This is a genomic window from Kribbella deserti, from assembly GCF_042434725.1.
Classification (GTDB): domain Bacteria; phylum Actinomycetota; class Actinomycetes; order Propionibacteriales; family Kribbellaceae; genus Kribbella; species Kribbella deserti.
On the sequence record NZ_JBHLTC010000019.1, the window covers coordinates 82003 to 108687 of the forward strand.

At 67.1% G+C, this 26685-nt stretch carries 20 protein-coding genes; 3 read left to right on the forward strand and 17 right to left on the reverse strand.

From position 1 onward, the window contains the following. Positions 1-120 precede the first annotated feature (120 nt). The 7 genes from ilvA to ACFFGN_RS17980 form a co-directional block, all read right to left on the reverse strand. Complete coding sequence (gene ilvA, locus ACFFGN_RS17950) at positions 121-1338, reverse strand: threonine ammonia-lyase (protein ID WP_380048945.1); 1218 nt, start codon at positions 1336-1338, stop codon at positions 121-123. A 53-nt stretch (positions 1339-1391) separates the two neighbouring features. Beyond that, positions 1392-2690: a hypothetical protein gene (locus ACFFGN_RS17955; RefSeq protein ID WP_380048947.1), complete on the reverse strand. Its 1299-nt coding sequence runs from the start codon at positions 2688-2690 to the stop codon at positions 1392-1394. A 36-nt stretch (positions 2691-2726) separates the two neighbouring features. Next, positions 2727-3521, reverse strand: a complete 795-nt coding sequence (locus tag ACFFGN_RS17960) for an ABC transporter permease (RefSeq protein WP_380048949.1) — start codon at positions 3519-3521, stop codon at positions 2727-2729. Then, a complete protein-coding gene (locus tag ACFFGN_RS17965) occupies positions 3521-4303 on the reverse strand; it encodes an ABC transporter permease (protein WP_380048951.1) in 783 nt (260 codons plus the stop codon). The genes ACFFGN_RS17960 and ACFFGN_RS17965 overlap by 1 nt, the downstream gene beginning before the upstream one ends. Further along, positions 4303-5253, reverse strand: a complete 951-nt coding sequence (locus ACFFGN_RS17970) for an ABC transporter ATP-binding protein (protein ID WP_380048953.1) — start codon at positions 5251-5253, stop codon at positions 4303-4305. The genes ACFFGN_RS17965 and ACFFGN_RS17970 overlap by 1 nt, the downstream gene beginning before the upstream one ends. Before the next feature lie 251 nt (positions 5254-5504). Continuing rightward, complete coding sequence (locus ACFFGN_RS17975; protein ID WP_380048955.1) at positions 5505-6245, reverse strand: SDR family oxidoreductase; 741 nt, start codon at positions 6243-6245, stop codon at positions 5505-5507. A 58-nt stretch (positions 6246-6303) separates the two neighbouring features. Next, complete coding sequence (locus tag ACFFGN_RS17980) at positions 6304-9084, reverse strand: DUF4082 domain-containing protein (RefSeq protein WP_380048957.1); 2781 nt, start codon at positions 9082-9084, stop codon at positions 6304-6306. Positions 9085-10357: 1273 nt separating this feature from the next. Between ACFFGN_RS17980 and ACFFGN_RS17985 the strand changes: the two genes are divergently transcribed. After that, complete coding sequence (locus ACFFGN_RS17985) at positions 10358-10846, forward strand: MarR family winged helix-turn-helix transcriptional regulator (protein WP_380048959.1); 489 nt, start codon at positions 10358-10360, stop codon at positions 10844-10846. Next, positions 10843-12438, forward strand: coding sequence for an MDR family MFS transporter (locus ACFFGN_RS17990; RefSeq protein WP_380048961.1), 1596 nt, complete (start codon positions 10843-10845; stop codon positions 12436-12438). The genes ACFFGN_RS17985 and ACFFGN_RS17990 overlap by 4 nt, the downstream gene beginning before the upstream one ends. 58 nt (positions 12439-12496) lie before the next feature. Here the strand turns inward: ACFFGN_RS17990 and ACFFGN_RS17995 are convergent, their stop codons facing one another. The 4 genes from ACFFGN_RS17995 to ACFFGN_RS18010 are packed head-to-tail and all read right to left on the reverse strand — an operon-like array spanning position 12497 to position 16872. After that, positions 12497-13735 carry an AI-2E family transporter gene (locus ACFFGN_RS17995; RefSeq protein WP_380048963.1) on the reverse strand — a complete coding sequence of 413 codons (1239 nt, stop codon included), beginning with the start codon at positions 13733-13735 and terminating at the stop codon, positions 12497-12499. 27 nt (positions 13736-13762) lie between these two features. Further along, positions 13763-15136: a glutamate mutase L gene (locus ACFFGN_RS18000; protein ID WP_380048965.1), complete on the reverse strand. Its 1374-nt coding sequence runs from the start codon at positions 15134-15136 to the stop codon at positions 13763-13765. Continuing rightward, entirely contained in the window at positions 15136-16290 is a 1155-nt protein-coding gene (locus ACFFGN_RS18005; protein WP_380048967.1) for a cystathionine gamma-synthase, read from the reverse strand. Before ACFFGN_RS18005 ends, ACFFGN_RS18000 begins: the two co-directional genes overlap by 1 nt. Before the next feature lie 9 nt (positions 16291-16299). Further along, a complete protein-coding gene (locus ACFFGN_RS18010) occupies positions 16300-16872 on the reverse strand; it encodes a TetR/AcrR family transcriptional regulator (protein ID WP_380048969.1) in 573 nt (190 codons plus the stop codon). Positions 16873-16965: 93 nt separating this feature from the next. Between ACFFGN_RS18010 and ACFFGN_RS18015 the strand changes: the two genes are divergently transcribed. After that, a complete protein-coding gene (locus tag ACFFGN_RS18015; protein WP_380048971.1) occupies positions 16966-19128 on the forward strand; it encodes an MMPL family transporter in 2163 nt (720 codons plus the stop codon). A gap of 486 nt (positions 19129-19614) precedes the next feature. On the opposite strand, the gene ACFFGN_RS18020 is transcribed toward ACFFGN_RS18015, so the two are convergent. From ACFFGN_RS18020 to ACFFGN_RS18045, 6 genes are all read right to left on the reverse strand, one after another. Next, complete coding sequence (locus ACFFGN_RS18020) at positions 19615-20544, reverse strand: hypothetical protein (protein WP_380048973.1); 930 nt, start codon at positions 20542-20544, stop codon at positions 19615-19617. Between the two features lie 159 nt (positions 20545-20703). Then, complete coding sequence (locus tag ACFFGN_RS18025) at positions 20704-21786, reverse strand: alginate lyase family protein (protein WP_380048975.1); 1083 nt, start codon at positions 21784-21786, stop codon at positions 20704-20706. Beyond that, the gene (locus ACFFGN_RS18030; RefSeq protein WP_380048977.1) at positions 21783-23411 is read right to left on the reverse strand and encodes an extracellular solute-binding protein; all 1629 of its coding nucleotides are present in this window, start codon (positions 23409-23411) and stop codon (positions 21783-21785) included. Before ACFFGN_RS18030 ends, ACFFGN_RS18025 begins: the two co-directional genes overlap by 4 nt. Positions 23412-23447: 36 nt before the next feature. Continuing rightward, complete coding sequence (locus ACFFGN_RS18035) at positions 23448-24398, reverse strand: carbohydrate ABC transporter permease (protein ID WP_380048979.1); 951 nt, start codon at positions 24396-24398, stop codon at positions 23448-23450. After that, positions 24395-25381, reverse strand: a complete 987-nt coding sequence (locus ACFFGN_RS18040) for an ABC transporter permease (protein WP_380048981.1) — start codon at positions 25379-25381, stop codon at positions 24395-24397. The genes ACFFGN_RS18035 and ACFFGN_RS18040 overlap by 4 nt, the downstream gene beginning before the upstream one ends. Further along, a complete protein-coding gene (locus ACFFGN_RS18045) occupies positions 25381-26625 on the reverse strand; it encodes a polysaccharide pyruvyl transferase family protein (protein ID WP_380048983.1) in 1245 nt (414 codons plus the stop codon). The genes ACFFGN_RS18040 and ACFFGN_RS18045 overlap by 1 nt, the downstream gene beginning before the upstream one ends. Positions 26626-26685: the final 60 nt, after the last annotated feature.

Consider the following 26685-nt stretch of genomic DNA (forward strand, 5'->3'; position numbering starts at 1 on the left):
AGAAACCTCGCCGGCGCTCTTCGCCTTGGCCAGCGCGGCCTCGAACTCGGCCCAGGTGGTCGACGGTTGCGGCCCGAGTGAGGTGAGATCGATCTGCATGGTCGGGCACTTCGCACCATCTCAGTTCGGCGTGTAGGTGTATCCGTTCTCGGTCAGACAGGTCAGTACCCGCTCGCGGTGCTCCTCGCCGCGGGTTTCCAACTGCAGCGACACCTCGACCTCGTGCAGGTTCAGACTCGGCGAGATACGTTCGTGCACGACCTCGATGATGTTCGCGTCGGCCTCCGCGAGGCGGGTCAGCAACGTCGCGAGGCCACCCGGGGTGTCGGGGATCCGCACCCGCAATGACAGGTAGCGCCCAGCCGCGGCCATACCGTGCCGGATCACCCGCATCAGCAGCAGCGGGTCGATATTGCCGCCGGACAGTACGACGACCATCGGCGGTTTGAACGCCTTCGGGTTGTCGAGTACGGCGGCCACGGCAGCGGCGCCCGCCGGTTCGACCACGAGCTTGGCGCGTTCGAGCAACAGCAGCAGGGCCTTCGACAAGGCGTCCTCGTCAACGGTCACCACCTCGCCGACGTACTTCTGGATCGCGGCGAAAGGCACCTTGCCGGGCAGGCCGACGGCGATACCGTCCGCCATCGTCGACATGCTCTCCAGCGCGACGGGCTCCCCCGCGGCCAGCGAGGCCGGGTACGCCGCGGCTCCGGCCGCCTGTACGCCGACGACCGAGATCGGCAGGCCGTCGCGTTGCATGGCGGCGGCAATACCGGCCACGAGTCCGCCGCCACCGGTCGGGACCACCACGGTCCGGACCTGCGGGCACTGCTCAACGATCTCCAGGCCGGTCGTGGCCTGTCCGGCGACGATGTCGCGATGGTCGAACGGGTGGATCAGCACGGCGCCGGTCTCGGCCTCGAACTCGCGAGCGGCCCGCAGGCAGTCGTCGATCGAGGTGCCGACAAAACGCACGTCGGCGCCGTACGCCCGGGTGGCCTTCTCCTTCGGGATCGGCGCGCCGAACGGCATGAACACGGTCGCCTTGATCCCGAGCAACTGGGCCGCGAGCGCGACGCCCTGCGCGTGGTTACCGGCGCTGGCCGCCACCACACCGCGGGCCCGTTCCTTCTTGGACAGCCGCGACATCCGTACGTACGCGCCGCGCAGCTTGAACGAGCCGGTGCGCTGCAGGTTCTCGCACTTGAGAAAGACGTCACCGCCGACCAGTTCGCTGAGCCAGCGGGAGTACTCCAGCGGGGTCGGCGCCACCACGTCATGTAGCAGGTCAGCCGCCTTCGCGATCTCCGCGGGCGTGACCACCTCGTCTTCGCTCACCCTGCCACCCTACGGAGGCACCCGGTGTTCGGACCGGGTGCCTCGCCGGGGGCTCAGCGGCCGAAGCGAGCGCGGATCGTGTACGGATAGGACTTCTGCTGCCAGACCACGGCGAAGTTGCCGCCCGGGCTGGCGGCGGTACGAACCACCCGGCCGTCGGTCGACAGCGTGGTGGTGACGCCGAAACCGCCGGCCGTCGAGATCGGCCGGGCCAGCACCCGGGTCGCGTCGTACGGCGGACCGGGCGAGTGCCAGACCGCGAGCCCGTTGCCGTCGTCATCCAGCGCGACGCGCGGGCGATCGCCAACGCCGAGGCGGGTGATGGCGCCGAGTGCACCGCTACGGCTGATGCGACGGCCGAACACGTCGGTCTGAGTGGTGCTGGTCCGCCTGCTCCAGATCACCATCGAATCGCCTTCGAGATCGCTGGCGATGGCGTTGTAAAGCGTCACGTTGTCGGTCGTCGGAGCCAGCAGCATGACCGGGCCCAACGCGCCGGTACGCGGCCAGCGACGAGCCCAGAACTTCGACAGCTCGTTGGTCTTGTGGCGAAGCAGGCTCACCACGGCGTCACCATCGCGGTCGACGCCGACGTTGACCCGGCCGTAGGTCGCGCCGGAGCCCGCGGCGAGGAAGACCGTGCGCGGTCCGAGGTAGCCGGGCTTGACCCGCCGGGCCACGACGGTGGAGTGCGACTCGGTCCACGCCACCACCGCGAGGCCGTTGCGGTCGATGGCCGCCGAGGGCTGATCGGCCGCGCCCGAGCCGAGGGTGAACGCGTTGCTGACGGTGCCGTCCTGGTAGAAGAACCGGGCGGTTGTGTAGTACGCACCACTCCGGACATCCGTCCAGACGGCGAGAGCCCGGCCAGAAGGTTCGACCACGACGGTCGGGTTGATCGCCGAGGTGTTGGACAACGTACGCAGAGGTCCGACCAGCGTGCCGGTCGACGACACCCGTCGGCCGACAACCCTGCCGTCCTGTTGCCACACCACGGCCGAATCGCCGTCGTCGTCGGTCGCTACCTCGGGCCAGGATGCGGACGGGCCGAGCGGCGACAGGGTCCGGATCGGGCCGAGCCCGCCGGTCGCGGACTTCAGCCGCACCTGGACCTGGTGGTAGCAGCCCGGCGCGGACGCCTGGCAAGCCACCCAGACCAGCAGCGCGTCCCCTTGCCGATCGACCGCCACGGTCGGTGAATCGGCCGCGGTCCAACCGGCGGCCGAGGCGGCGTACGTACCGCTCCAGGCCGCGTTCGCGGGTTGCACCGCCGTACTCGCTGCGAGCAGTAGCACGCCGCCGAACGCGACCGCGTTGCTCAGGACCTTCCAAGAATTACTACTGAACCGCATCCAGATCCTTTCGAGGTCGCGTGAGACCGTGCTGGCTCACTTCAGAAGAAGGCGGCTCAACCGCCGGGAGGCGACGTACAGCCCGAGGCACCCCATTGCCGCCAGGTAAACGACATGGCCGAGCAGGGCCCAGCCGACCGAGCCAGTGGTCAGCGCGCGGGTGAGCGCGACGCCTTGGTAGAGCGGCGTCGCCTGGACGATCCACTGGACCGCGGACGGGTACGTCTCGACCGGGTAGAACGTCGCCGAGAACAAGAACATCGGCATGATCGAGACCTGCACGAACTCGAAGTCCTGCCAGCTGCGCATGAACGTCGTCAACGCCATCCCCGCACCGGCGAAGGCGAATCCGATCAGCACCGAGACCGGCAGCGCGAGCAGCGCCCACCACGAGTCGATCAGCCCCATCACCAGCATCACCACCACGAACATCGCCGAGTAGCACGCGCCGCGGAGCAAGGCCCAGGTGATCTCACCGGTCGCCACGTTCCACGGGCGCATCGGTGTCGCCAGAATCGCGTCGTACAGGTGCAGGTATTTCAGCTTGAAGAAGATGTTGTACGTCGAGTCGAAGATCGCGCCGTTCATCGCGGAGCTGGCCAGCATCGCCGGCGCAACGAAGGCCGTGTAGCTCACCACCGTTCCGTCGGCCAGGGTGAAGTCGCCGACCAGCGCGGCCACGCCGATCCCGATCGACAGCAGGTAGAAGACCGGTTCGAAGAAGCCCGAGACGAAAACGATCCAGGAACGGCGGTACACCAGGTAGTTGCGCTCGACCAGGCGCAGACCGCTGGTCGGCATCGGGACAACCCGGGCGGCAAGGGTGGCCATCAGCTGATCAGCCTTTTCTCCAGGCCGGTCACCGCGAAGCGGGTCCCGACGGCGAACCACAAGGTGAGATAGGCCAGGCTGCCAAGCGCGGGCAGCAGCGCGAACGTGCCAAGGCTCAGATCACGCGTCACCTCGACCGCATGCCACAGCGGTGCGGCATACGCCAGCCACTCGACCGCGTCGGGCAGTTGCTGCACCGGAAAGAAGGCGCCCGAGAACAACGACATCGGCAGCAACCCGAAGCGGAAGATCATCGCGAACCCGGCATCGGTCTTCAGCCGGGTCGCGATCGCGCACACCGGCGCGGCCACGGCCATCCCGACGAGCAGCGCGATCGGCAGTCCGAACAACCCCAGTGGTGATCCAAGTCCACCCAGCAGCGCCATGACGATCAGGAAGACCGCACAACTCGACACCACCCGGAACGCGATGAAGCCAAGCTGTCCGTACATCACATCGGCGGCTCGCAAGGGCGTGGCGATCATCGAGAAGTAGGTCTTGTGCCATTTGAGCCCGCCCATCACGGGATAGGTCGACTCGGCGACGGCGATCTGCAGCCCGGTCACGGCCAGTAGGCCCGGCGCGATGAACTGCAGATAGCTCACGCCACCCAACGCGTTCGTGCCGCTGTCATCGACAAACGTGCCGAGGCCGACGCCCATCGCCGCGAGATAGAGCAGCGGCACCAGGAAGCTGCTGACCAGGCTGCCCTTCCACGTGCGCTGGTAGACCTTGGCCCAGTAGTCGAACTGGCGCGCGCCGTTCGTCAGGACGAGGCTCATCAGTCCACCAACGTCCGGCCGGTGAGGCGCAGGAAGACGTCCTCCAGGGTGGAACGGCGCACCAGCACCGCGGCCGGCTGCAACCCACGCGCGTGCACGGCCGCGACCGTCTTCTCACCGTCATCGGTGTAGAGCAGCAGGCGATCCGGCAGCACCTCGACGCGATGCGCCAGGTCCGCCACCTTGCCCGCGAGCGCGTCGTGATCGGACGCCATCACCTCGGGCCCGAACCGCAGCTCGGTCACCTCCCGGGTCGAGTAGTCCCGGATCAGCTCGGCTGGTGACCCCTCGGCCGCGATCAGGCCGCCATCCATCACGACGAGGCGGTCACACAGTTGCTCGGCCTCGTCCATGTAATGGGTGGTGATGATCAGCGTGACGCCGCTTTGTTTGAGCCGGAACAGCTTGTCCCAGAGCAGATGCCGGGCCTGCGGGTCCAGCCCGGTGGTCGGCTCGTCCAGCAGCAACAACTCCGGCTTGCTGACCAGGGACCGGGCGATCGTCAGCCGCCGTTTCATTCCACCAGAGAGCTCCTCGACCCGTTCGTTGGCCTTCTCGCTGAGGGCGACGAAGTCCAGCAGTTCGTCAGCCCGCTCCCGGCACTCCGCCCGGCTGAGCCCGAAATAGCGCCCGTACACCGTGAGGTTCTCCCGGACGCTGAGCTCGGTGTCGAGGGTGTCGTCCTGCGGGCAGACGCCGAGCCGGCCACGGATCTGCGGGCCGTGCTCGACCGGGTCCATGCCCAGAATGCGCAGTACTCCCCCGCTGGGCGGCGAGACGGCCCCGATCATGCGCATCGTCGACGACTTGCCCGCGCCGTTCGGCCCGAGGAACCCGAAGGCCTCCCCGCGCCGCACATCCAGATCGATGCCCTTGACCGCCTCGAACTCCCCGTAGGCCTTGCGCAGGCCACGGGCATGAACGAGGGAGTCCACTACCGGTTCAGTCACGATGCAGAGACTAAACCGGCCCTCCGACATTTCTCTTGTCGTTTTGGGCATCCGCCAACGCAGCCACGTCCGCAAACTCCGTCAGGTCGTACCGCGGCCCATCCGCGCCGAGAATGAACAGCGTGACGCCCAGTGCCAGCAAGAATGACGGGGATCTTCCTGGTGGGCGCCGGATTGAGCCGGGCCGGCCGCTGCTCGATCCTCGGCATCGCCGCCGCGAGTTCCGTCACCAACGATCAGTCATGCCGGCCTCACCCGCGGCCGATGAACGGCATGCCGGTCGCCATCACCGTCATCGTGGGAATGCTGACGTTCAGCGGCAGTTCGGCCATCTGTACGACGAGGTCCGCGACCACCTTCGGATCGAAGGTCGGTTCCGGCGCGAGCGATCCGTTCGCCTGCAGCACGCCATCGCTCATCCGGGCGGTCATCGCGGTGGCGGCGTTGCCCACGTCGATCTGCCCGCAGGTTATGCCGTGTTCCCGGCCGTCCAGCGCGATCGCCTTGGTCAGTCCGGTGATGGCGTGTTTGGACGCGGTGTACGCGATGCTCTGCGGCCGCGGTACGTGCGCCGAGATCGAGCCGTTGTTGATGATCCGCCCATCCTTCGGGTCCTGCCGCATCATCAGGCCGAAGGCCGCTCGTGCGCAGAGGAACGACCCGGTCAGGTTGGTGTCGATCACGCGGCGCCAATCCGCCTCAGTCACCTCGTGCACCAGCCTCGGCCGACTGCCGATGCCCGCATTGTTCACGAGTACGTCGATCCGCTCGAGCCCGTCGAAGAACGCCGTCACGGCCTCTCCGTCGGCAACATCCAGCACCTTCGTACTGATGCCCCCGGCGGGCCCAGCCGGTTGCCAGGTCTCGGCGGTCTCTCGCAACGACGCCTCGGTACGGCCGGTCACGGTGACCGCGAACCCGGCTGTCGCCAGAGCGTGCGCGATCTCCCGTCCCAGCCCCGAACCGCCTCCAGTAACCACGGCAACCTGCATCGCGTCCGCACCTCCAGCTCGGGCCAACTCCGACGGTCAGCGTACTTCCGTCGGCCCGTCAGTCCTGCGAGAAGACCACGTCGGTGAAGTAGTTGCGGTTGCGGTAGGACAGCGTCGGGAACGTCCCTGCCGAGAGTGCATAGATCCCGGCCGGCGGGTTGGCGTTGACGAGCAGGGCGCCATTCTCCCGGCTGGTGGCGAGACCTTCATCGGTTGTGCTGAAGCCGCCCGACGAGCTGTACGACACGACGTACTGCGTGCCGGCCGACATCGCCACCGGCTGCGCGAACCGAACCTCCTGCCACCCTTGCGCGCTCTCGTTGCTGAAGGTCGCACTGGCCAGCTTCTGCCCGCTGGTGGTCCAGAGCGAGCCCACATGCGTTCCGGTGTTGTGCGTGCCCTTGAAGAACCGCACACCGTGCACCTTGCCGTTCGCCTGCGACGAGAACCGCAGACCGAGTTCGAGCGAGGTTGGCTCGGTTTCACCGAAGACCGGCACGTCGCTCACGTTGAAGACGCCATACGTATCCGGCTGGAAGACCAGATCGACCCAGTAGTTGGTGTTCCGGGCAGTCGTTGCCGGGAACACGCTCTGCCCGTAGGTGAAGACGCCGTTCGTGTCGGGAAGCGCGTGCAGTACGCCGTTGTCGATCCCGCGCCCCGCGAAGAAGTCGTGGTTGTAGCCGTAGGTGCCGGTAGGTGAGTAGTAGGAGGCGGTGTACGTCGTGTTGGCCGCGACCTGCACCGGCTGGGCGAACCGCACCTCCTGCCAGCCCTGCGTGCTCTCACCGCTGAAGGTGGCAGTGGCAAGCCGTGCGCCCGACGACGACCAGAGGCTGCCCGTGTGCACAGCGGAATCCCCAGGAGCCTTGTAGAACCTGACTCCGAGCACCCGGCCGGGGCGATCCACCCGGAACCGTACGCCGAGTTCGATCGGTGCCCCGTCGGTGTACCGCTCGACGGCCGGACCGTCCTCGTCGTTCCAGAGCGATCTCGGATAGGCCAGACTCGGGCGCTTCGCGACGGTGAAGCGCCACTCGGCATTGACCGGTTCGCCGCTCACCGTCCGGGCCGAAACGCTCATCGCGCACGTCTTCGAGTATGTCCAGGGCGCGAATGGAGTGAACGTGGCCGTCTTCGTCGCCGCGTCGTACGTCGTACGCCCGGGCGTGCCCGCCTCGATACCGCCTTCGCGCAACTGGATCGAGGCCGGATCGATCGCATCGTAGAAGGTGATCGTGGCCGGCCGATGCGGCCAAACGCTGGTAGCACCATTGGGCGGCGCGAGCGTATGCCGCCCGACCGGGAACATCGGCGCGCGCCCGAGCGTCGAGATCAACCCCGAGAACCCACCGTCGTACGTCGCGTAGGGCCGCGCCGATCCCCAGGTCACCTGCGCGAGCGAGCGGAACGGGTCCATCAACAGATCGGACTGCAACTCCTCCCGCTCATCCGCGGGCAACGTCCACAGGTGCAACTTCGCGCCGCGCAGACCCGGGTGATTCGGGTCGACGACCTGGTTGGCGCCGTTGAACCAGCCAGGATGGAACTCGTTGTAGAGCCGCCTCGCGTCCGGCACCCGCCTCGGCCGCTCCGGCGTCTGCGGGTCGTAGTACAGGAAATCGCCGTTGGAGTTGTGCACCAGATAACCCTCGTCGAGCAGTTGCCTCGGCGTCTTGCGATCGGGCCAGCTCACCCAGTGCTCGACGATGATGTTCTTGTTCAGCGGAGCGGTGATCGAGTTGAGCAGGCCGTCGTTCCACACCCGCATCTGCTTGCCACCAGCGCGCACGGTCTGGTTCATGCTGTTCAGGAATCCGGTCAACGCGTCGACCGGTTGAGCCGCCGAACCGAACAACTGCCGCGCCTTGGCCCCGAGCTGCGGGAACAGGTCGTAGCGAGGCGGCAGACCCGCACGGTCGAAGTCGGTGATGTATTCGTCGGCACCGAGATGCCAGTACGGCGTGGCGATCTCGCCCAGGTTCGGCCCGATCACGTCGTTGCGCGCGAACTCGTAGGCGGCGTCCTTGCTGATATCCATGTGATACGCCCAGCCCACCAATAGATCGGGCCGGTTGGCCAGCAACTTGTTCATGTGCCCGGGCATGTTCGTCAGCGGCACCAGGTTGATGTTGTACTTCGCCGCGAAGGCCGCGATCTCCTTGATCTGCGACAACGGCGCGGTGTCGTAACCGACGTTGACCCAGAGCAGGTTCAGCTTCAGATACGCCATGTCCACGATCTGGCCCTGCCACCAAGGCATCGAGTAATGCCGCGCCGCATTGGCCACCAGAAAACCCCGCTCGGCATACTTCGGCCAGTCCCGCGCCGTACCCGCCGGCACGGTCGTTGCCTGGCGCAACCACTGCACAATCGTCTGCGCGCCGTGGAACACCCCCGCCCGGGCACCACGCAACTCCAGCACCGGGCCGACCTTGAGCTCGTACCCCTCACTGTCGAGCCCCGGAATCGCCGCCAGACTCAACACGACATCCCCCGCCGCGGGCGCCGGTGTCTCCTGCACCTCAACTCGGATCGCGCGCTTGAGCACCTTGCCCAGATCCGCCTTCAGAATGTCGCCCACCGGCCGCAACGCCTCGGCATCAGCCCCACGAACGATCACCCGGAACGTCTGAGTGACCCCCGGTACGACGTACTGCGCGCCACCACCGGCAACCCACTGCTGCAACCCCGGAATCGTCAACGGCGGCCCAGCCAACTCCCGCCCCACCGCCGCCGACGCACTTGCAGCAGACAACCCGGCGGCGCCGAGACCACCCGCCAATGCCGCACCACCAGTAAGGCCGAGAAAACGTCGCCGAGGCAGATTCGTGGTCATGAGCGCTCCAAAGGCGGAATCTTCGAAATACCGGATGCTTCTTCCGAATAGCCGACAATAGGCCGCTCCCTCCAGCCCCACAACCGCCCTACACCCCCCATCGAATGGCTAGACGAACTCCCCCACCCGAGGTACTCCCCTCCGTCACCCGACACCCCGCCTCAACGCCTTACCGCCATGCCCGCCACCCCGCGGACGGTGGTCCGCGACCAACTTCAGGGCCCGTCGCACACTTCCCGCCCGGATTGACGGCTCACGGGACGGGTTATTGCGCTCGATGGGCGGAGCGCCGGCGCCCCCGAGCTCCACTACCGAGTTTTTGCCCGCCCACCTGGCTGCAACCGGGTAGCCGCGCCACAACCCGGCAGCGGGAAAACCAAAACCCGGTAGCCGCGCCACAACCCGGTATCGGGCCGGCCAAACCGACGTCCACGGCCTTCGTCCGATGACCTGCGAGTGGCTACCCCCTCGCAAGGTGGGTTACCCACTGGGATTCCGAGGTGGTAACCCACCCTCACAGTGGCCAGCCCCCGCGCCATACCGTCCAAGGCGGATCGCCCCAGGTGGAGGCGCTCGGCTCAACGGGACGCGGCAGACCGGACGAGGTGCCCCGCCATCCGCGCCCGGAAACCAGCCGCGCCCCACGCGACCACCCGACGCAACTTCCGCCGCCCTGGGCTAACGGCACAACCGGCCACCCCCATGGGACCACCCGACTCAACCGGCCGCGCCCCAGCGGGACCACCCGATACAACCGGCCGCCCCCATGGGACCACCCGACGCAACCGGCCAGGCCTCCACGGGATCCACCCGACACAACCGGCCACACCCCACCCGTCCCCCTGATAGCCCGCCGCCCTTGGTGGACCCGGGACGCGTCAAGGGCGCGCACGCGTCGGCGAAGCCGATCTCAACCCTTGACGCGTCCCGGGTCCACCTGACAATTCGAAAGACTCAGGGGGACGGGTGACCACCGAACCCCCTCCCGGCTTCGGAGCTCCCAGGGCAGGCGAAGACGACGACTCGCCCGAATTCGCCCGCCCACGTCACCGGCCCCAGCGGGCCGCCGTACCCAAGGCCGAGCGAATCGACGCCAACACCACGACACCCCACCACGAGCCCCGCTACACCTTCCCCGCCACCCCGCCGCACGCCCAAACCCGCCATGGGTCCCGCCAGCGGCCCCAGCGACCCCGCCGCCGACCTCACCCTCACCAACGAGGATCCCAGAATTAAATTGCTTGCCCCATGCATGTATGTATATGCTTGCAGCATGCATCTATTGGATGGCAGTCCGCAGACGCCCGAAGAAGGGGTGTTGCACGCGTTTATGCGCATCGGTCGCCGGATGAGGGCCCGGCAACCCGGTGATGCGGTGGATCACAGCCTGCACATCGTGTTGTTCCAGCTGAAGTGCACCGGCGCGATCCGGCTATCCGATCTGGCCGCGAAGGTGGAGGTCGACGCTTCCACCATGAGCCGGCACATCCGTTCCCTCGAACAGGCCGGTCTCGTCCAACGCTCCCCCGACCCCAACGACGGGCGCGCGACCCGGGTCGAGCTGACCGAGCACGGGCTGGTCCAGTTCGAGGCCGCTTCCAAACGCCGCCAGGAACTTCTCACCCAGGCGATGGCCGGGTGGGACATCGACGACATCAAGACTTTCGAGCGGCTGATGAGCCGTTTCGCCGACGGAGTCAACAACGTCGCGGACGAGCGCGCCGCATCCCCTGAGACCACTGAAGCACTGGAGAAACCATGAGCAGCACCGAGCCGGAGATCAAGCCGGGCACGAGCTTAGACGCACCACCCACTTACCTTTCGCACCGGCAGATCCTGGTCATTCTGGGCGGCCTGATGGCCGGTATGTTCCTGGCCGCGCTCGACCAGAGCATCGTCGGTACGGCGCTGCCGCAGATCGTCAGCGAGTTCAACAGCCTCGACAAGCTGTCCTGGGTCGTCACGGCGTACCTGCTGACCTCGACCGCCTCCACTCCCCTGTGGGGCAAGATCTCCGACCTGTACGGACGGCGCCCGCTGTTCATCGCGGCGATCGTCACGTTCCTCGCCGGTTCGGTGCTCGCCGCCCTCGCGCAGAACATCGAGCAGCTGATCGGCTTCCGGGCAGTTCAGGGTCTCGGCGCCGGTGGTCTGATGTCGCTGGCCTTCGCCACCATCGCCGACGTGGTCCCGCCGCGTGAGCGCGGTAAGTACATGGGCTACTTCGGTGCCGTGTTCGGCCTTTCCTCGGTCGCGGGCCCGCTGCTCGGCGGCCTGCTCACCGACGGCCCGGGCTGGCGCTGGATCTTCTGGATCAACCTGCCGATCGGCGTTGCCGCGCTGGCGGTTGTCGCGTCGGTGCTGAAGCTGCCGCACGAGAAGCGCAGCCACAAGATCGACTACCTGGGCGCCTCGATCGTCACCGGTGCGGTCACCACGCTGCTGCTGGCCGTTTCGTGGGCGGGGCCCGACTACGGCTGGGGCAGCACCACGACGGTGGCCCTGCTGGTCGGCGCGGTCGTGCTGAGCGTGGCGTTCGTGCTGGTCGAGCTGCGCGTGAGTGAGCCGATCATCCCGATGGACCTGTTCAAGGGCCGCATCTTCGCCGGCTACTCGGCGTACGCGTTCCTGCTCGGGTTCGCGATGTTCGGCGCGCTGATCTTCCTGCCGCTGTACCTGCAGGCGGTCAAGGAGATGTCGCCGACGGTTTCGGGGCTGGCTCTGCTGCCGATGATCTTCGGTATCTTCAGCGCCTCGATCCCCAGCGGTCAGCTGATGAGCAAGACCGGCAGCTACAAGCTCTACCCGATCATCAGCGCGGTGCTGGTCGGTGGCGCGATGCTGATGCTGTCCACGATCGCCACCGGCACGCCGTACTGGCAGCTCGCGATCTACATGTTCGTGATGGGCGCCGGCCTGGGCCTGTCGATGCAGATCACCGTCACCGCCGCGCAGAACAGCGTGCCGCGCAAGCACATGGGTACGGCGACCTCGACGATGACGTTCTTCCGGTCCATGGGCGGCGCGATCGGCACGGCCGTGTACGGCGCGGTGCTGACCAGCCGGCTCAAGGTCCATCTCGAGGACGTCGTACCGGCGGCCGCGAAGGACTCGATCGACGGTCTGGCCAAGGCGGCGAACAGCGTGCAGGCGTTGCACGCGCTGCCGCAGCCTCCGCGTGGCTGGGCGATGACCAGCCTGGTCGGCGCGATGGGAGACGTCTTCCTGGTCTCGCTGCCGTTCCTGGCGATCGCCCTGGTGCTGGCGATCATCACCCCGGAGCAGAAGCTCGCCGCCCGTGAGGACGGTGCGTCGCCGGAGGCCGACCTCGAGAAGGCCGCCGCCCTGCACTGATCCAGCAACAAAGAAAGGCCTCCCCGCGTCAGCAGGGAGGCCTTTCCTATTCAAACGATCACGCCGGTTTAGGTCGTCTGATCGGACGGCGTGGTGGTTCGGGATCGACGTCGTTGCCGGCCAGATGATTGACCACGGTATTGAGTACGGCGGCGGTCGGTACGGCGATCAGCGCGCCGACGATCCCCGCGATCACCACGCCCGCCGCGATGGCGAGAATGACGGCCAGCGGGTGGACGCTCACGGCCCGGCCGAGCAGGAACGGCTGCAGTGCGTGCGACTCGAACTGCTGCACACCGATGACAACGGCCAGCATCACCAGCGCGACCACCGGGCCCTTCGCGACCAGCGCGACAAGCACCGCGACCGAGCCGCTGACCAGGGCGCCGACCACCGGTACGAAGGCACCGACGAAGACCAGAATACCGATCGCGCCGACCAGCGGCAGGCCGAGAATCGCGGCGCCGATGGCGATACCGGTCGCGTCCACCGCGGCCACGATGATCGTCGCGCGCACGAAGGCGGTCAGCGAAACCCAGGCCTTGCGACCCGAGGAGTCGACCTTCTCGCGCGCTTGCCGCGGGAACAGCCGGACCAGCCAGGCCCAGATCTGGTTGCCCTGGTACAGAAAGAAGAACAGGCAGAACAACGCGATGAACAGGCCCGCCACCAGATGCGTGGCGGTGCTACCGACTTCGGCCGCGCGCTGCCCGAGTCCGCCACTGGTGGCGATGGTGTCCTTGAGCTGGTTGAACGTGTCGGTGATCTGCTTGTCGGTGATGTTCAGGTTGAAGCGGGCCATGTCGCGCAGCTCGCGAATGCCCTTGCCTACCTGGTCCGACAGGTCGGAGAATCCCGACGCGATCTGCGTGCCCACAACGGTCAGTAGACCCGCGACGAGCGCAAGCGTGCCGAGCACGGTGATACCGGCTGCAGCGCCACGAGGTAGCCGCAGCTTCTGCAGGCCGTTCGTGACCGGGATGAGCAGTGCGGTGAGCAGTACGCCGACCACCACCGGTACGACGACCTCGGACAGGTAGCGCATGCCATAGCCGATGACCAGTACCGCAGCCACGATCACGAGGAACCGCCACGACCAGGCACTCGCGATCTGCATCGCGGGCGTCACACCGAGGTCGACCGCGCCACGGCTGGACGGAGCGATCAGGCGTTCGTCGTCCAGCGTCTTCTGATCCGGCACCGTCGAACTGACCTCATCGGTCACCTCGTTGTCCGCGACCGGGCTCTCCTGATCCTCGTCGCGTTCCGGGTCCACCGGCTTGTCCGGTTTGCTCATCACACCTCCCCATCGTGTGTTTCGACCCTACGGGGTGAGCGTGGCCGCCAGCCCGATGCGACGCGCCAGACCGGTCGCGGCGACCGGATCGACCTCTGCGAGCAGGCCGACCCCGGCCAGCACGTAGTCGGTGTCGACCGTGGTCCGGGCGGCCGTCGGTACCAGCCAGCCCTCTTCGAGCGCCCCGGCACCAACCGCGCCGAGAATGCGCGCGGCGACGTCGGGTCCGTTGTGCCGCAGCACTCCCCCGGAGCCGACCAGCAGGTCCACTTCGCGCAGATCCTTGCCGGACCGCTCGATCACCCTCCCCGACGGGCCGAACACCACTCGCTGGCGACCGGCATGCCGCCGCAGCGCGACGGTGATCGCGATCGTGGCCAGCCGTTCGTCGTACGCCGCCTCCGCCGCGCTGTCCGGCAGGTACGACGGATCGGCGTGCCGCCGCTCGGCCGCCTCGCGTAACAAAAGGTCATCCGCGATCAAGCCCGCTTCGATGCCTTCGGCAACCACCGGTACGGCGCTCCAGCGCATGCCGAGATCGCCTTCGACCGTACGGGTGACGGGATGCGTGGCAACCACCTCGCGGCCGAGGTTCGCGTCCTCCGGATCGAGTTCGATCACCGAGTGCACGTCGGTGGTGGCACCACCCACGTCCACGACGGCGACATCCCCGTGCAGGCCGGCGAGTACCTCGACACCACGCAGTACGACGTCCGGGGTGGCCGCGCGGACCATCGAGGCGAAACTAGGATCCTTGGAGAGGTTCTTGCCGCCGATGACGTGGGCCAGGAACATCTCGCGGATCGCGGCCCGGGCGCTGTCCGGCGCGAACACCCCGATCTCGGGCACCACGTTGTCCGCCAGCACGAACGGCACATCCGCATCACCGAGGACCGAGGCGATCGGGTCCTGCGACGAGGTGTTGCCCGCAGCAACGACCGGACGACGCCAGCGGTACTTCGCCAATACCGCGGCGGCCTTCTCGATCACGGCCGAGTTGCCGCCGTCGGTACCACCGAGCAGCAGGACCACGTCCGGCCGGTCGGTCCGCAGCGCCTTCAGCGAGGTCGCGGTCAGACCGCCGCTGACCACCGCGACGACCCGGCCACCACTCGACAGGGCGACCCGGCGACCGGCCTCCGCGGTGACCAGTTCCTCGTTACCGACGACCGCGATGCGCAGGCCTCCGCCCGCGCTGGAACACGCCAGCACCTCGGCTTTGGCCACGGCCCGGTCGGCCTCGAGTAGCGCCGTACGGCAGGCGAACCAGCCGTCCATCACGTCGGTACCGATCGTGGTACGCGACTCCGCCCGGGCCACGAGTTCACCCGAGGCGGCATCCACCGCCACCGCCTTGGTGAACGTCGACCCGAAGTCCACCGCGACGTACAGCTTGCTCATCAGGACATGGCGCGTTCGAGGTCGTGCAGCAGGTCGTCGACGGTCTCGATGCCGACGCTGAGCCGGATCAGGTCGCCCGGGACCTCCAGCGGCGTACCGGCTACGGACGCGTGCGTCATCTTGCCCGGGTGCTCGATCAGCGACTCGACGCCGCCGAGCGATTCACCCAGCGTCCAGACCTCGGCCTTGTTACAGATGTCCAGGGCCTGCTGCTCGCCGCCGGAGACCCGGAACGAGACGATGCCGCCGAAGCGCTTCATCTGCTTCGCGGCGGTCTCGTGGCCCGGGTGACCGTCCACGCCCGGGTAGAGCACCGAGGTGACGGACTTGTGCCGCTGCAGGAACTCGACGACCTTCTCGGCGTTGTCGCTGTGCCGGTCCATCCGCACGCCCAGAGTCTTGATGCCGCGCAGCACCAGCCAGGCGTCGAACGGCCCGGCCACGGCGCCGATGGCGTTCTGGTGGTAGGCGATCTTCTCGGCCAGACCGGCATCGCGCACGATCAGCGCGCCACCGACGACGTCGGAGTGCCCGCCCATGTACTTGGTGGTGGAGTGCACGACGACGTCCGCACCGAGCTCCAGCGGCTGCTGCAAGTACGGCGAGGCGAAGGTGTTGTCGACCACGAGCAGGGCGCCCGCGTCATGGGCGAGCTGGGCCACGATCGCGATATCGGCCACGTTCAGCAGCGGATTGGTCGGCGTCTCCAGCCAGACCACCTTGGTCACGCCCGGGCGGATCGCGGCGCGGATCGCCTCCGGGTGGGTGACGGCCGCGGGGGTCATCTCGATGCCCCACTTCGACAGCACCTTCGAGAACAGCCGGAAGGTGCCGCCGTACGCGTCGTCGGGGAAGACCACGTGGTCACCGGGCTCGCAGATCGACCGGATCAGCGTGTCCTCGGCGGCCAGTCCGCTCGCGAACGCGAATCCACGGGTACCGGCCTCGATCGCGGCCAGGCACTCCTCCAGCGCGGAGCGAGTGGGGTTCGCGGAGCGCGAGTACTCGTACCCGTTGCGCAGACCGCCGACGCCGTCCTGCTTGTAGGTGCTGGTGGCGTAGATCGGCGGCACGACCGCGCCGGTGGTGGGGTCGGGCTCGTTGCCGGCGTGGATCGCGAGGGTCTCGAAGCCGAACTGCGGTGAAGTGGTCACCAAGCCAGACTACGACCCGAGGTCGATGGAGATCGAACGGCGGGCCAGCACGGCGGTCGCGGCGTCCAGAACGACCCGGCGTAGCTCTTCGCCGGTGGCCTCCGGGGTGGTCACCGTCATCACCGCTCCGACCACCTCGACCGCGGCGGCGGCGAGGATGAGGTCCGCGGTGGTCGGATCCGGCCCGGCCAGCCACACCTGGAACCGGCGGCTCTGGGCGATCAGGTCGTCCAGGTTCTCCTCGAAGGCGGCCACCACGGCGGCGAGGTCCCGCAGCAGCGACGGCCCCGTCGAGCGGTGCAGGATCACCACATCCAGGTAGGCGGTGAGCAGCTCACGCTCGGTCTCCGGGCTCCACTCGAGCACGTCGGCCAGTCCGAGCACCCGCTGCAGATCGTCGAAGAACGTGCCGATGATCGCCTTCAGCAGGTCCTGCTTGGACGAGTAGTGGTAGTAGAGCGAGGCCTTGGTGATGCCGACCTGTTCCGCGATCTCGCGCAGGCTCGTCTTCTCGTAGCCACGGGTGGAGAACAGTTCCACGGCGGCACGGTGGATCTCGGCCTTGGTATCGCGCTGCTGCATGGCTTAAGCCTCCCACTTTTCTTACCTACCGTGCGGCAGGTAGTCTACCTACCGACCGGCAGGTAGACCGGTTCTCGCGGATGGAGGGGTCTCGTGTTCACTCGACTTGGGCGGTTCGTCGTCCACAACCCTTGGAAGGTGATCGCCGCCTGGGTGATCGCCGCGATCGCCGTGGTGGCGTTCGCGCCCACGCTGGCCGACGTGACCAACAAGGACCAGACGAGCTTCCTGCCCGACAAGTACGAGTCGGTGCAGGCACAGCAACTGGCCGAGAAGGCCTTCGGACAGACCAGCAACGCGACGGCCACGATCGTGCTCAAACGCGCGGACGGTGGCGCCCTGACCGCGGCCGATCAGGCCAAGGCGACCGAGATCGCGAGTGGGATCACGGCGGCGAAGATCGACCGAGTCTCCGGCGCGACCACGGGACCACAGGCGCTTTCGCCGAACAAGCAGGTCCAGTTGATCAGCGTCGGGCTCCAGGGCCTGCCGGAGGAGCAGCCCGTACTCGACGCGGTCCAGAAGGTCCGCGACGCCACCGGTCCCGTCACCGAGGGCACCGGCCTGCAGTACGGCGTGACCGGTGACGCGGCGTTGTTCCTGGACAACAAGGACGCCTTCGACAAGGCGTTCGTGGTGGTCGGCGTGGCCACGATCGTGCTGATCGTCGGCCTGCTGCTGTTCATCTACCGCAGCCCGGTGGCGGCGTTCCTGCCGTTGCTCACCGTCGGCCTGGTGAGCGCGATCGCGCCCGGTCTGATCGCCCTGGCCGCGAAGGCCTTCGATCTGCAGGCGACGCAGGACCTGCAGACGATCCTGACCGTGGTGCTCTACGGCGTCGGTACGGACTACATCCTCTTCCTGCTGTTCCGCTTCCGGGAGCGGCTGCGCGGGGGCGAGGAACCGAAGCAGGCCTTGGTCACCGCGACCGCTCGTGTCGCCGAGGTGATCGTCTCGGCCGCCGGCGCCATCGTGGTCGCGTTCAGCGCCTTGCTGCTCGCTGTCTTCGGTGGATTCAAGAGCCTCGGCCCTGGTCTGGCCATCGCCGTGGCCGTGATGGCCTTCGCGGCGATCACGCTGGTCCCGGCTGTCGTCTCGCTGCTCGGGCCAAAGGTGTTCTGGCCGTCGAAGTCCTGGCAGCAGACGCCGCGCGGCGCGATGTTCAAGCGCTTCGGCACGTTCACAGCCCGTCGGCCCGCCGTGGTCGCACTGGTATCCGGTGGTCTGATGGTGGCGTTGGCCCTCGGCGCGCTCGGCATGAAAGTGGACTACGACGCGTTCAGCCAGCTGCCCGACGACACCGAGTCGGCCCGCGCGGTGAAAGACCTGCAGGCGGGCTTCCCGGCGGGTGCGCTGAACCCGACGACGGTGTACGTGAAAGGCGATTCGCCTTTGTCCGCAAGCGATCTGAACGCCTACGCGCAGGAGCTCGGCAAGGTGCCGGGCGTCGGAACGGTTCTGCCCGCAGGGCCGGATGGCGCTCTCGCGCTGCTCAACCAGGACAAGACCGTTGCCCAGATCAACGTTGTACTCGCCGCAGCGCCGTACGCCAAGGAGTCGATGGACCTGGTCGACGGCAAACTGCGCGAGGTCGCGCACGCCTCGGCGCCGGCTGGGACCAGCGTGCTGCTGGGTGGAGTGACCGCGAGCTACGCCGATATCCGCGACGCGAACGGGCGGGATCTGGCGGTCATCTTCCCAGTGGCGGGCGGACTGATCGCGATCATCCTGGCGTTGCTGCTGCGCAGTCTGCTGGCACCGCTCGTGCTGATGCTGGCGGTGGTGTTGAGCTTCTTCAGTACGGTCGGCGCGACTGTGCTGGTCTTCCAGGGCGCGGCTGGGCATGCCGGCGTGACGTTCTCGTTGCCGATCATGCTCTATCTGTTCGTTGTCGCGATCGGGACGGACTACAACATCCTGATGATCGCGCGGCTGCGAGAAGAGGCCGAGCAGGGAACGGATCCACGCACGGCGGCGGATCTCGCCATCGAGCACGGCGGACCGTCCGTGGCCGCGGCCGGCCTGATCCTGGCGGGCACGTTCTCCTCGCTGATGCTGGCCGGTATGGCCCTGCTCACCGAGATGGGCTTCTCCGTGGCCGTCGGCATCGCGATCTCGGCCTTCCTGATGTCGATCTTCCTGATTCCCAGCGTCACCGCCTTGCTCGGCACCCGAACCTGGTGGCCGCGCAAACTCAAGGTCGTCAGCACACCGGCCACGGCCACCTCCGACAAGGTCGCCGAACCGGTCGGCTGACAAAAGCTGCAGCTTCGGCTGCGAAAGCTGCAGGCTGAGGGGTCCTGCAAGGCGCCTGCACCCGGTGGGAAACCACCGGGTGCAGGCGCCTGTTTCAGCCAATTCAACTCCGACTGCCGGTTCGTTGCACGGGTTGCCGGCTGTTGCACGAGCGCCGGGTTGTTGCGTGGCCGCTGCCGGGTTGCCGGGCCCCTACCCGGTTGCAGCCGGGTAGCCGGTACAAGACCCGGTAGCGGGCTTGCGGAAAGCCGGTAGCCGCGCTGAAGCCCGGTAGCCAGGGCCGGGGAAGCCGCGCAGCTGAGCATCTGGGTGGCTTGCGCGAGCGGTCGCACCAGCACCCAGCTTTCCGGCGACCGAAACCGAGTCGCGCGCCCCTGCCCATCCTTTGCCGCGAGTGGTCGCGTGCGCACGCGACCACTCGCGGGACAAGGAAGGCGTACACCCAGCAGGCCTGCTGGGCAGCCCGGGCGTCCGTTTTCAGGCAAGTCAGCCGCGGTTGTAGGGCTGCACCGCCGCCTTGCTGGCGCCGATCCTCAGGTTCCGGAAGTCCGAACGGAACGTGGCGCCCGGCTGGTAGTCCTTGTACATGCCGAACTTGATCTTGAATCGCTCCGTGAAGGAATCATTTCTGCAACTGGACTGCAGCCCATAGCCGAAGTACTCGTCCTGCTCGAAGACCTTCTCCTCGACGGTGGTCGCTCCCACTCTCTTGTGGTAGACCGCGATAGTGCCCTTCGCCGCACCCTCGCGGTAGGGCTTCACGTGATACTTGATGACAAAGGAATGCCACTCGTCGACGCCAACGCTCCTGGTCGCCAACGACGCGTCGTAATTCACGCCCGGCTGGTCGCCACGGCGCACGAACTGGACATTGTGTCCGTTACCGGCGCCGGACTGAATGCGCACACCGCCGATCGGGTTCGCGGTGCACTGCCACAGCTGCAGCACGTACGCCCCGCTGCCCGTCACGTCATCGACACCCGCGGGAATACGAACGTCGAACCCGACCCACACGTTCGTGTGGAACGGCAGGTCCCACCCCGATGCCAGCTCCGTACGATCCCGGAGGGTATTTCCAGCAGCGTCCTTCCAGGTGTTCTTGGCGGGGTCCTCGACGATGGCGCCTGGGTATCTGAAGTCCTTGTTCGTGCGGAACGTCAAGACCCTCGCGTCCGAGAGCCCGGTGATCTGAGGCGCCTGCGCCGCTCCCTGACACTTGCCTTGAAGAAAGTCGTTGCCATCCCTGTAGTTGCCGCCGGCGCCGATCCGCGCAGCGCACGCCTCCCGGTTCTCGATCGTCCAGCTCTCACCTGCGATACCCACCGAGTAGCTGGGGACCGCCGTGGTTGCCGCGATGGCGGGGTTTGGGTTCGTCACCGCGGCGATACCGAGCGAGGCGCTCAGGGTCGCCGCCACGGAGACAGCGATCGTCTTTCGAGCACGTCGACCCGGGGCCGAGATCTGCATTCGTGTGCTCCCATGCGTTGAGGGGAAATGCTTCGTTCTCGTGAACATTGCGGTTTCCTTCCGATGGTTGAGCCCGACGGGAACCGTTGGATTTTTCCGGACCGACGCTCAGGTCGGGATGTGTCCCATGGCTGCGGTTGACGGGATCTCGGGGGCGGGTAGGTCTTGTCCTCGCAGGGTTTCTGCGAGTGCTTTGAGGGCCGGGGTCTGGTAGACGGCGGCGGCTTCGTCGGCGAGCCAGAGAGCGGTTTGATCGAGGTCCTCCGGCTGCCGGGGCCAGATCCATCGACGGTCGTCGGTGGCGTGGTCGGCCCAGAAGTGAAACGCGTCGCGGAGACTGCCGAAGCCGGGTTCGGCAGGCGCGTTCCACAGGTCGCGGCCTTCAGCAGCTGCGACTCGGCAGCAGACGGCGAATGCCCGTAGGCAATACATGGTGTACAGCAACGAGTCGGGACGAGCCAGTTCCTTCGGGAGTGCGCCGCCGGCAGCGATATGGCGCAGCCGGACGTCGAACCGATCGAGGATCTCGGTGAGCGCGGTCCGATCACCCACGAACTGCAGATACCGCAGTACCTGCGCGTCCCACCAAACGCCGTGGTTGTTGGTCATCGATTCTTCCTGCCGGCCGAGTTCGCTCGTCCGCATCCAGTGGGTCAGCTCGGCGAACCAGTTCTGCAGGCGCGGGAGGCCTTCGGTGAATCGTCCGGCCTTCACCAGCAGGTCGACGTGATCCAGCAGGTCGGTCAGCAGCGTCCCCTCGATCTGCCCGATCGCCGCACCGTCGTGCTCACCGGGCAACGCGGCAGCGTGCCGGAAGTTGGGGCGCATCGCGGTCGCCGGGTCCAGGAACCAGCGTTCGAGACGTTCGACGGCGCCGTCGGCGTACCGTGCCTCGCCGGTCAGTAGGTGCGCTTGCACCAGGGTGTTGACGGCCGCGGCTGTCTGCCGGTACCGCCGTTTGTCGTAGCGATCGCGCCACGCGTCCGGGTTCCGTTGGCCGTCGATCCTGATGTACGGCAGACCGTCGGCTGTCTCCGGATTCGGCCAGGAATAGTTGCCGACCGAGTAGTAGTCGTGGGGGTCTCCGGCCCAGTCCGACGGCTCACGGTCGAGGATGGAATACGGCTGAGCGGCCAGGAACTCGTCGGCCCGGGCCACCAACTGATGGCTCATTTGGGTCCCGTCGCTCATTTGGGACCCGCCTCTGAGAAGGCCCGCTGATACTCGTCCCGGATCTTGTCGCCGCCGCCGTTGCGCCACTTGGTCACGGCCGCCTTCCAACTCGACACGGGTTCGCGTCCGGCCAGGATCCCGTTCCGCGCATCGGTCAGGCCCTTGCCCAACTGCAGACCTTTGGCCGCGTCGGTCTCGGAGTACAGGCCCTGGGTCGGATCAGGGGCGAGAATCGGCAGAGCGGCCTCCTGGTAGTCGAAGCGGGCCTGGGTGACATCGCGCCGGCCCGGGTCGTAGATGGCCAGGGTCGGTCCGCAGACGTACCCGAACGGCACCAGCCGCAGGTTCTGGCCACGCGAGTTCAAGATCGGGTCCTTGCCGTCGAACTTGAACGTCTGCCCCTCGATCCCGAAGTTGCGCAGCAGGTACTCGGAAGATCCGAACGGCGCGGCTAGCCAATCGAGTACCCGGAGCACCTCGCGGACCCGGTCCGGTTCGGCCTGGGTCACCGCGGTGAACGCCTGAGCCGCACTCCCCCGAGGATGCAGGGGCTTGCTCGTCGCGTCGTAGCCGAACATCGGCAGTGACCCGAGCTTGAAGCCCGGCACCTCGGCTCCCCACATCTCGTACTTGCTCCAGCCGGCGTACCCGCCGAAGACGATCGGCGTGGTCCCGTTGGTGAACCAGTCGTTGCGTTGGTTGTTGGACGCCACCAGGCCGTCCGGATGGAAGACGCCTGCGTCGGCGAGCTCGCGGGTGTCGGCCAGCGCCTTCTCGTACTGCTCGAGCTCGATGTTGGAGGTGAACTTCCCGCCGTCCTCGATCCAGGTGCCGGGGATGCCCAGGGAAGCGGCGATCATGGTCAGGGTGCTGCCCGGATCGCCGCAGGCCCAGCGGGACTTGCGCTCGTTGGTCAGCCCCTTCAGCAGTGCCTTGAACTCGCCGATGTTCTTGGGCTGCGCGGGCAGTCCGGTACTGGCGACGAGGTCGGCGCGGATCCAGGCGACCGACGGGATCGGTACCCGGGCGATCGGTACTCCCCACAGGGCGTTGCCGTACACGGTCTTGCGCCACGAATCGGTGGACAGACCCGCCAGGTTCGGATAGTCCTTGACGGCATCGCCCGACAGGTACTCGGTCAAGTCGGTGAACTTTGCCTTCAGCAACGCGGGCAACTGCTGCACCGAGCCGTAGATCGACACCAGGTCGGGCAGATCTCCGCCGGCCACGGTCGTCGCGAACCGTTGCGCGTAGTCGGCCGCCGGCGCGTACGTGATGTCGAGCTTTCCACCAAGCCGCTTGTCGACCTCCTGCCACAGCGGATTGTCGGACTTGCCGGGCGCCACCGGATCGAAGGTGTAGGTAAGGGCGGAGACCTTGCCACCCGGCAGCGGGGGCTTACCGACCGCCGCGACGGGGTTCGGCGGGTACTCGAAGTACCCGCTCATGCCAAGCGGGCTTGCGCTCTTCAGCGCGGGTACGGCGTTCCCGGCCTGGGCGAACGTCGGGAGAATGTCCGCTCCGATTCGGCCCGAGGAACTCGTCGTCGTCTTGGCGGAGCACCCGAGAGCTGATCCGGCGGCACCCGCGATGGCTGCCGCGGACAGCCCTTTGAGCAACGTACGGCGCGAAAGCGAATCCATGGTTACGGTCCCTCCTCATGGCGGGCGTCCGGTCGATCAGCCTTTGACGGCGCCGATCAGAAGTCCCTTGCTGAAGTGCTTCTGGATGAACGGGTAGATGATCAGGATCGGGATGATGGACATGACCAGAATCGCCATCTGGATCGATGCCTGGGGTGGCAGCGACTCGGTCGACGCCGAGAGCTCGTCCGTGCCAAGCGGCGTCTGGTTCACGACAAACGTTCGCAGCACCAGTTGCAGCGGCCACTTCTCCGGCGACGGCAGGTAGAGCAGGGCAGAGAAGAACGCATTCCAATAGGCAACCGCGTAGAACAAGCCGACCACCGCGACGACGGCCTTCGAGAGCGGCAGGACGATGGAGGTCAGGATCCGGAGTTCGCCGGCCCCGTCGAGCTTCGCCGACTCGGTCAACTCACTCGGCAGCTCGAGGAAGAAGGACCGCATCACGATCACGTTGAAGGCGTTGATCAGCACCGGCAGGATCAACGCCGCCAGGTTGTCGATCAGCCCGAGTTGCTTGACTGTCAGGTACATCGGGATCATGCCCGGATTGAACAAAAGGGTGAACAGCGTCATCAGCAGGATGGGCTTGTGCAACAGCGATCCCGGCCGCGACAGGGCGTACGCGAGCATGATCGTGCAGGCCAGCGACAGGACAGTGCCCACAACGGTGACCACGACCGACACGGTGAGGGCCCGCGTCACCACTCCTCCGGACAGAACGGCCCGGTACGCCGCGAGCGACGGCTCGCTGGTGAAGAGCACAAGTCCACCGCGCGCGCTGATATCGCGTTGCGGCGCCAGACTCGTCATCACCACGGCGACGAACGGGACGATGACCGCGAGGCAGGCGACGGTCAGCACCGCACCGCGCGCCGCGGTCACCCAGCGCGGTTGCCGCCCCATCCAGGCAGGCCGCTGCTCCGACGCCGGCTGACGGTTGCGCCGAACCCGGCGTTCAGCGGGGGTTTCCAGCAGTCCGGTCATTTCGAGTACACCCCCCGCTCCCCCATCAGGTGGGCGAGCCGGTTCGCGCCGAGGACGAGAACCACTCCGACGAAGCCCTTCACCAAGCCGACCGCGGCCGAGACACCCCAGTTCCCGCCGATGATCCCGTTGTTGTAGACGTAGGTGTCGAGCACTTCGGAGGCCTGCGCGCCGACCGGACCCTGCTGCAGCAGGATCTGCTCGAAACCGACCGTGAGCGAATCACCCAGCCGCAGGATCAGCAGCAGGACGATCACCGGCCGGATCGCGGGCAGCGTCACGTGCCACAGCTGCCGAAGCGGGCTGGCCCGGTCGATCGCCGCTGCCTCGTACAGGTTCAGGTCGACCTTGGAAAGCGCGGCCAGGAAGATGATGGTCGACCATCCGGTGTCCTTCCAGATCACCTGCGACGTGACCAGCAGTTTGAACAGCTCCGGTACGCCGATGATCTGGAAGGTGCCCAGGTTTGCCGAGCGCAGCCACTCGTTCAGCATTCCGCCGTTGCCGAACATCTGCTGGAACAACGCCACCACGATGACCCAGGACAGGAAGTGCGGCAGGTAAAGGATCGACTGCGTCAGCCGCTTGGCTCGTTCGTTCAGCATCGAGTTGAGGACCAGGGCCAGCGCGATCGGCAACGGGAATACGAACAGCACCTGGACCATCGTGATGATCAGGGTGTTGACGAGCGCGTTCAGGAACTCCGGATCGCCGTTGAAGATGACCGAGAAGTTGCTCAGGCCAACAAAATCCGATCCGCTGATGCCGAGGAACGGCTGGTAGTCCTGGAAGGCGATCACGTTGCCCAGCAGTGGCAGGTAGTGGAACAGAACCAGGACGATCACGCCCGGTACTGCGAGCACGAGCAGCACCCGGTCCCGGTGCCATCGGGCCGCGAGCTGTCCGCGGACGTGAGTCTCGCGGGCGGTAGGCGCCCCGGGATCCGCGCCGGTCCGCGGCCGCACCTTGATCCCCGACGACATCAGTGGATCCTGCTGCCGACCGCTGCGATGGCGACCTCGACCATCCCCCGCACGCGCTCCTGCGCGCCGCTCCTCGCCTGCCGCGCGACGTCAGCCGCGGCCGGCCGGTCATCGACGATCTTCTGCAGGAGCTGCCCGGCCTCAGCCTCGGCCCCAGGTCCCAGCTCGACGAACGGCAGTCCGAGATCGTTGTACATCTGGCCCTTGATCGTGTCGGTCGGCTGACGCAGGTAGACCGCCGGGATACCTTCTGCCAACGCGATCAGAGGTGAGTGGCACTCCATGCTCACGACCGCGCCGGCCCGCCGGTACACCGCGGCCGCCTCGGTCAGGTCCCAGAACCGCGGCAGGATGTGAACCAGGCCGGCCACGTCGGCAGGAAAGGTCCCCGCGAACTCGGCCTCGGCGACTTCCATCGCGTAGCTCATCTCCGGCACGATGAGCGCCGGTTCGCCAGTGGCTCGCACCCAGCCGATCACGGTCTGCCGCAGAACGTCCAAGTCGGACTTCAGATAGCCCGCGTTGTAGGCCGTCCGGCGAACCTCCTCGGCCCCGGGTGGGTAGTTCCGGATCTGGTGGTACGGCGTGAAACGCAGCCGCGGTACGACGCAGAGGAAGCGTCCGGGCTTCAACCCGTACTCCGCGAGGACCGCCTGACCGTCGCCGTCGTCGACCACGTCGAACATCACGGTGGCGTCCGGACCGAACGCGATCGTTGGCGCCTTGAGGTTCTGGCCGGCCAGGAACCGCTCGGTCAACGAGTCCCGGCAGTAGACGAACGCGGCCGTGTCGAGTACCTCGCGCTCGAGCTCGCTGAGCAGGTCACCGTCGATCGCACTGACCATGCTCGCCGCCCGGGCCAACGTCGAGCCGTAGGGCCGGAGTGGATCTACTGTCACCCCGAAGATGCCATGCGGCTTTCCGGTCCGCCGATGCCATTCGGCTACCTCCACCTTCGCGACCAGCGACGGTCCCGATCCGTGCACCAAGAGGTTGCCTTCGGCAAACAACCGTTCCAGGTTGGGGCTGAGCGGCTCGCCGGGCACGACCCGGTCCTCGATGATCTCGACGTCCGGAAAGTAGCGGCCGAGCATCTGCCGTACCCCCTCGTCGATGCTGCGAGCCCACAGCGTCAGTTTCGCCTCCGGTGCGTAGCGCTGAAAGGCCCGGAGCGCGCCTGGCGTATGGGCGACGTCGCCGATGTTGACGGTTTGCCAGCCGGAGGCGAGAACGACGTGAACCATGAGGATTCCCTGTCCAGCCCAGCTCGAGCGGCGGTGGGCTTACGGTCGATTCGGAGCTAC

Excerpts from the sequence above, each read along its gene's own strand:
- ACFFGN_RS18000 (WP_380048965.1), bottom strand. The coding sequence starts at position 15,136 with ATGAGCAAGCTGTACGTCGCGGTGGACTTCGGGTCGACGTTCACCAAG.
- ACFFGN_RS17955 (WP_380048947.1), bottom strand. The coding sequence starts at position 2,690 with ATGCGGTTCAGTAGTAATTCTTGGAAGGTCCTGAGCAACGCGGTCGCG.
- ACFFGN_RS17965 (WP_380048951.1), bottom strand. The coding sequence starts at position 4,303 with ATGAGCCTCGTCCTGACGAACGGCGCGCGCCAGTTCGACTACTGGGCC.
- ACFFGN_RS17985 (WP_380048959.1), top strand. The coding sequence starts at position 10,358 with ATGCATCTATTGGATGGCAGTCCGCAGACGCCCGAAGAAGGGGTGTTG.
- ACFFGN_RS17990 (WP_380048961.1), top strand. The coding sequence starts at position 10,843 with ATGAGCAGCACCGAGCCGGAGATCAAGCCGGGCACGAGCTTAGACGCA.
- ACFFGN_RS17975 (WP_380048955.1), bottom strand. The coding sequence starts at position 6,245 with ATGCAGGTTGCCGTGGTTACTGGAGGCGGTTCGGGGCTGGGACGGGAG.
- ACFFGN_RS18025 (WP_380048975.1), bottom strand. The coding sequence starts at position 21,786 with ATGAGCGACGGGACCCAAATGAGCCATCAGTTGGTGGCCCGGGCCGAC.
- ACFFGN_RS17960 (WP_380048949.1), bottom strand. The coding sequence starts at position 3,521 with ATGGCCACCCTTGCCGCCCGGGTTGTCCCGATGCCGACCAGCGGTCTG.
- ACFFGN_RS17980 (WP_380048957.1), bottom strand. The coding sequence starts at position 9,084 with ATGACCACGAATCTGCCTCGGCGACGTTTTCTCGGCCTTACTGGTGGT.
- ACFFGN_RS17995 (WP_380048963.1), bottom strand. The coding sequence starts at position 13,735 with ATGAGCAAACCGGACAAGCCGGTGGACCCGGAACGCGACGAGGATCAG.
- ACFFGN_RS18045 (WP_380048983.1), bottom strand. The coding sequence starts at position 26,625 with ATGGTTCACGTCGTTCTCGCCTCCGGCTGGCAAACCGTCAACATCGGC.
- ACFFGN_RS18030 (WP_380048977.1), bottom strand. The coding sequence starts at position 23,411 with ATGGATTCGCTTTCGCGCCGTACGTTGCTCAAAGGGCTGTCCGCGGCA.
- ACFFGN_RS18010 (WP_380048969.1), bottom strand. The coding sequence starts at position 16,872 with ATGCAGCAGCGCGATACCAAGGCCGAGATCCACCGTGCCGCCGTGGAA.
- ACFFGN_RS18035 (WP_380048979.1), bottom strand. The coding sequence starts at position 24,398 with ATGACCGGACTGCTGGAAACCCCCGCTGAACGCCGGGTTCGGCGCAAC.
- ACFFGN_RS18040 (WP_380048981.1), bottom strand. The coding sequence starts at position 25,381 with ATGTCGTCGGGGATCAAGGTGCGGCCGCGGACCGGCGCGGATCCCGGG.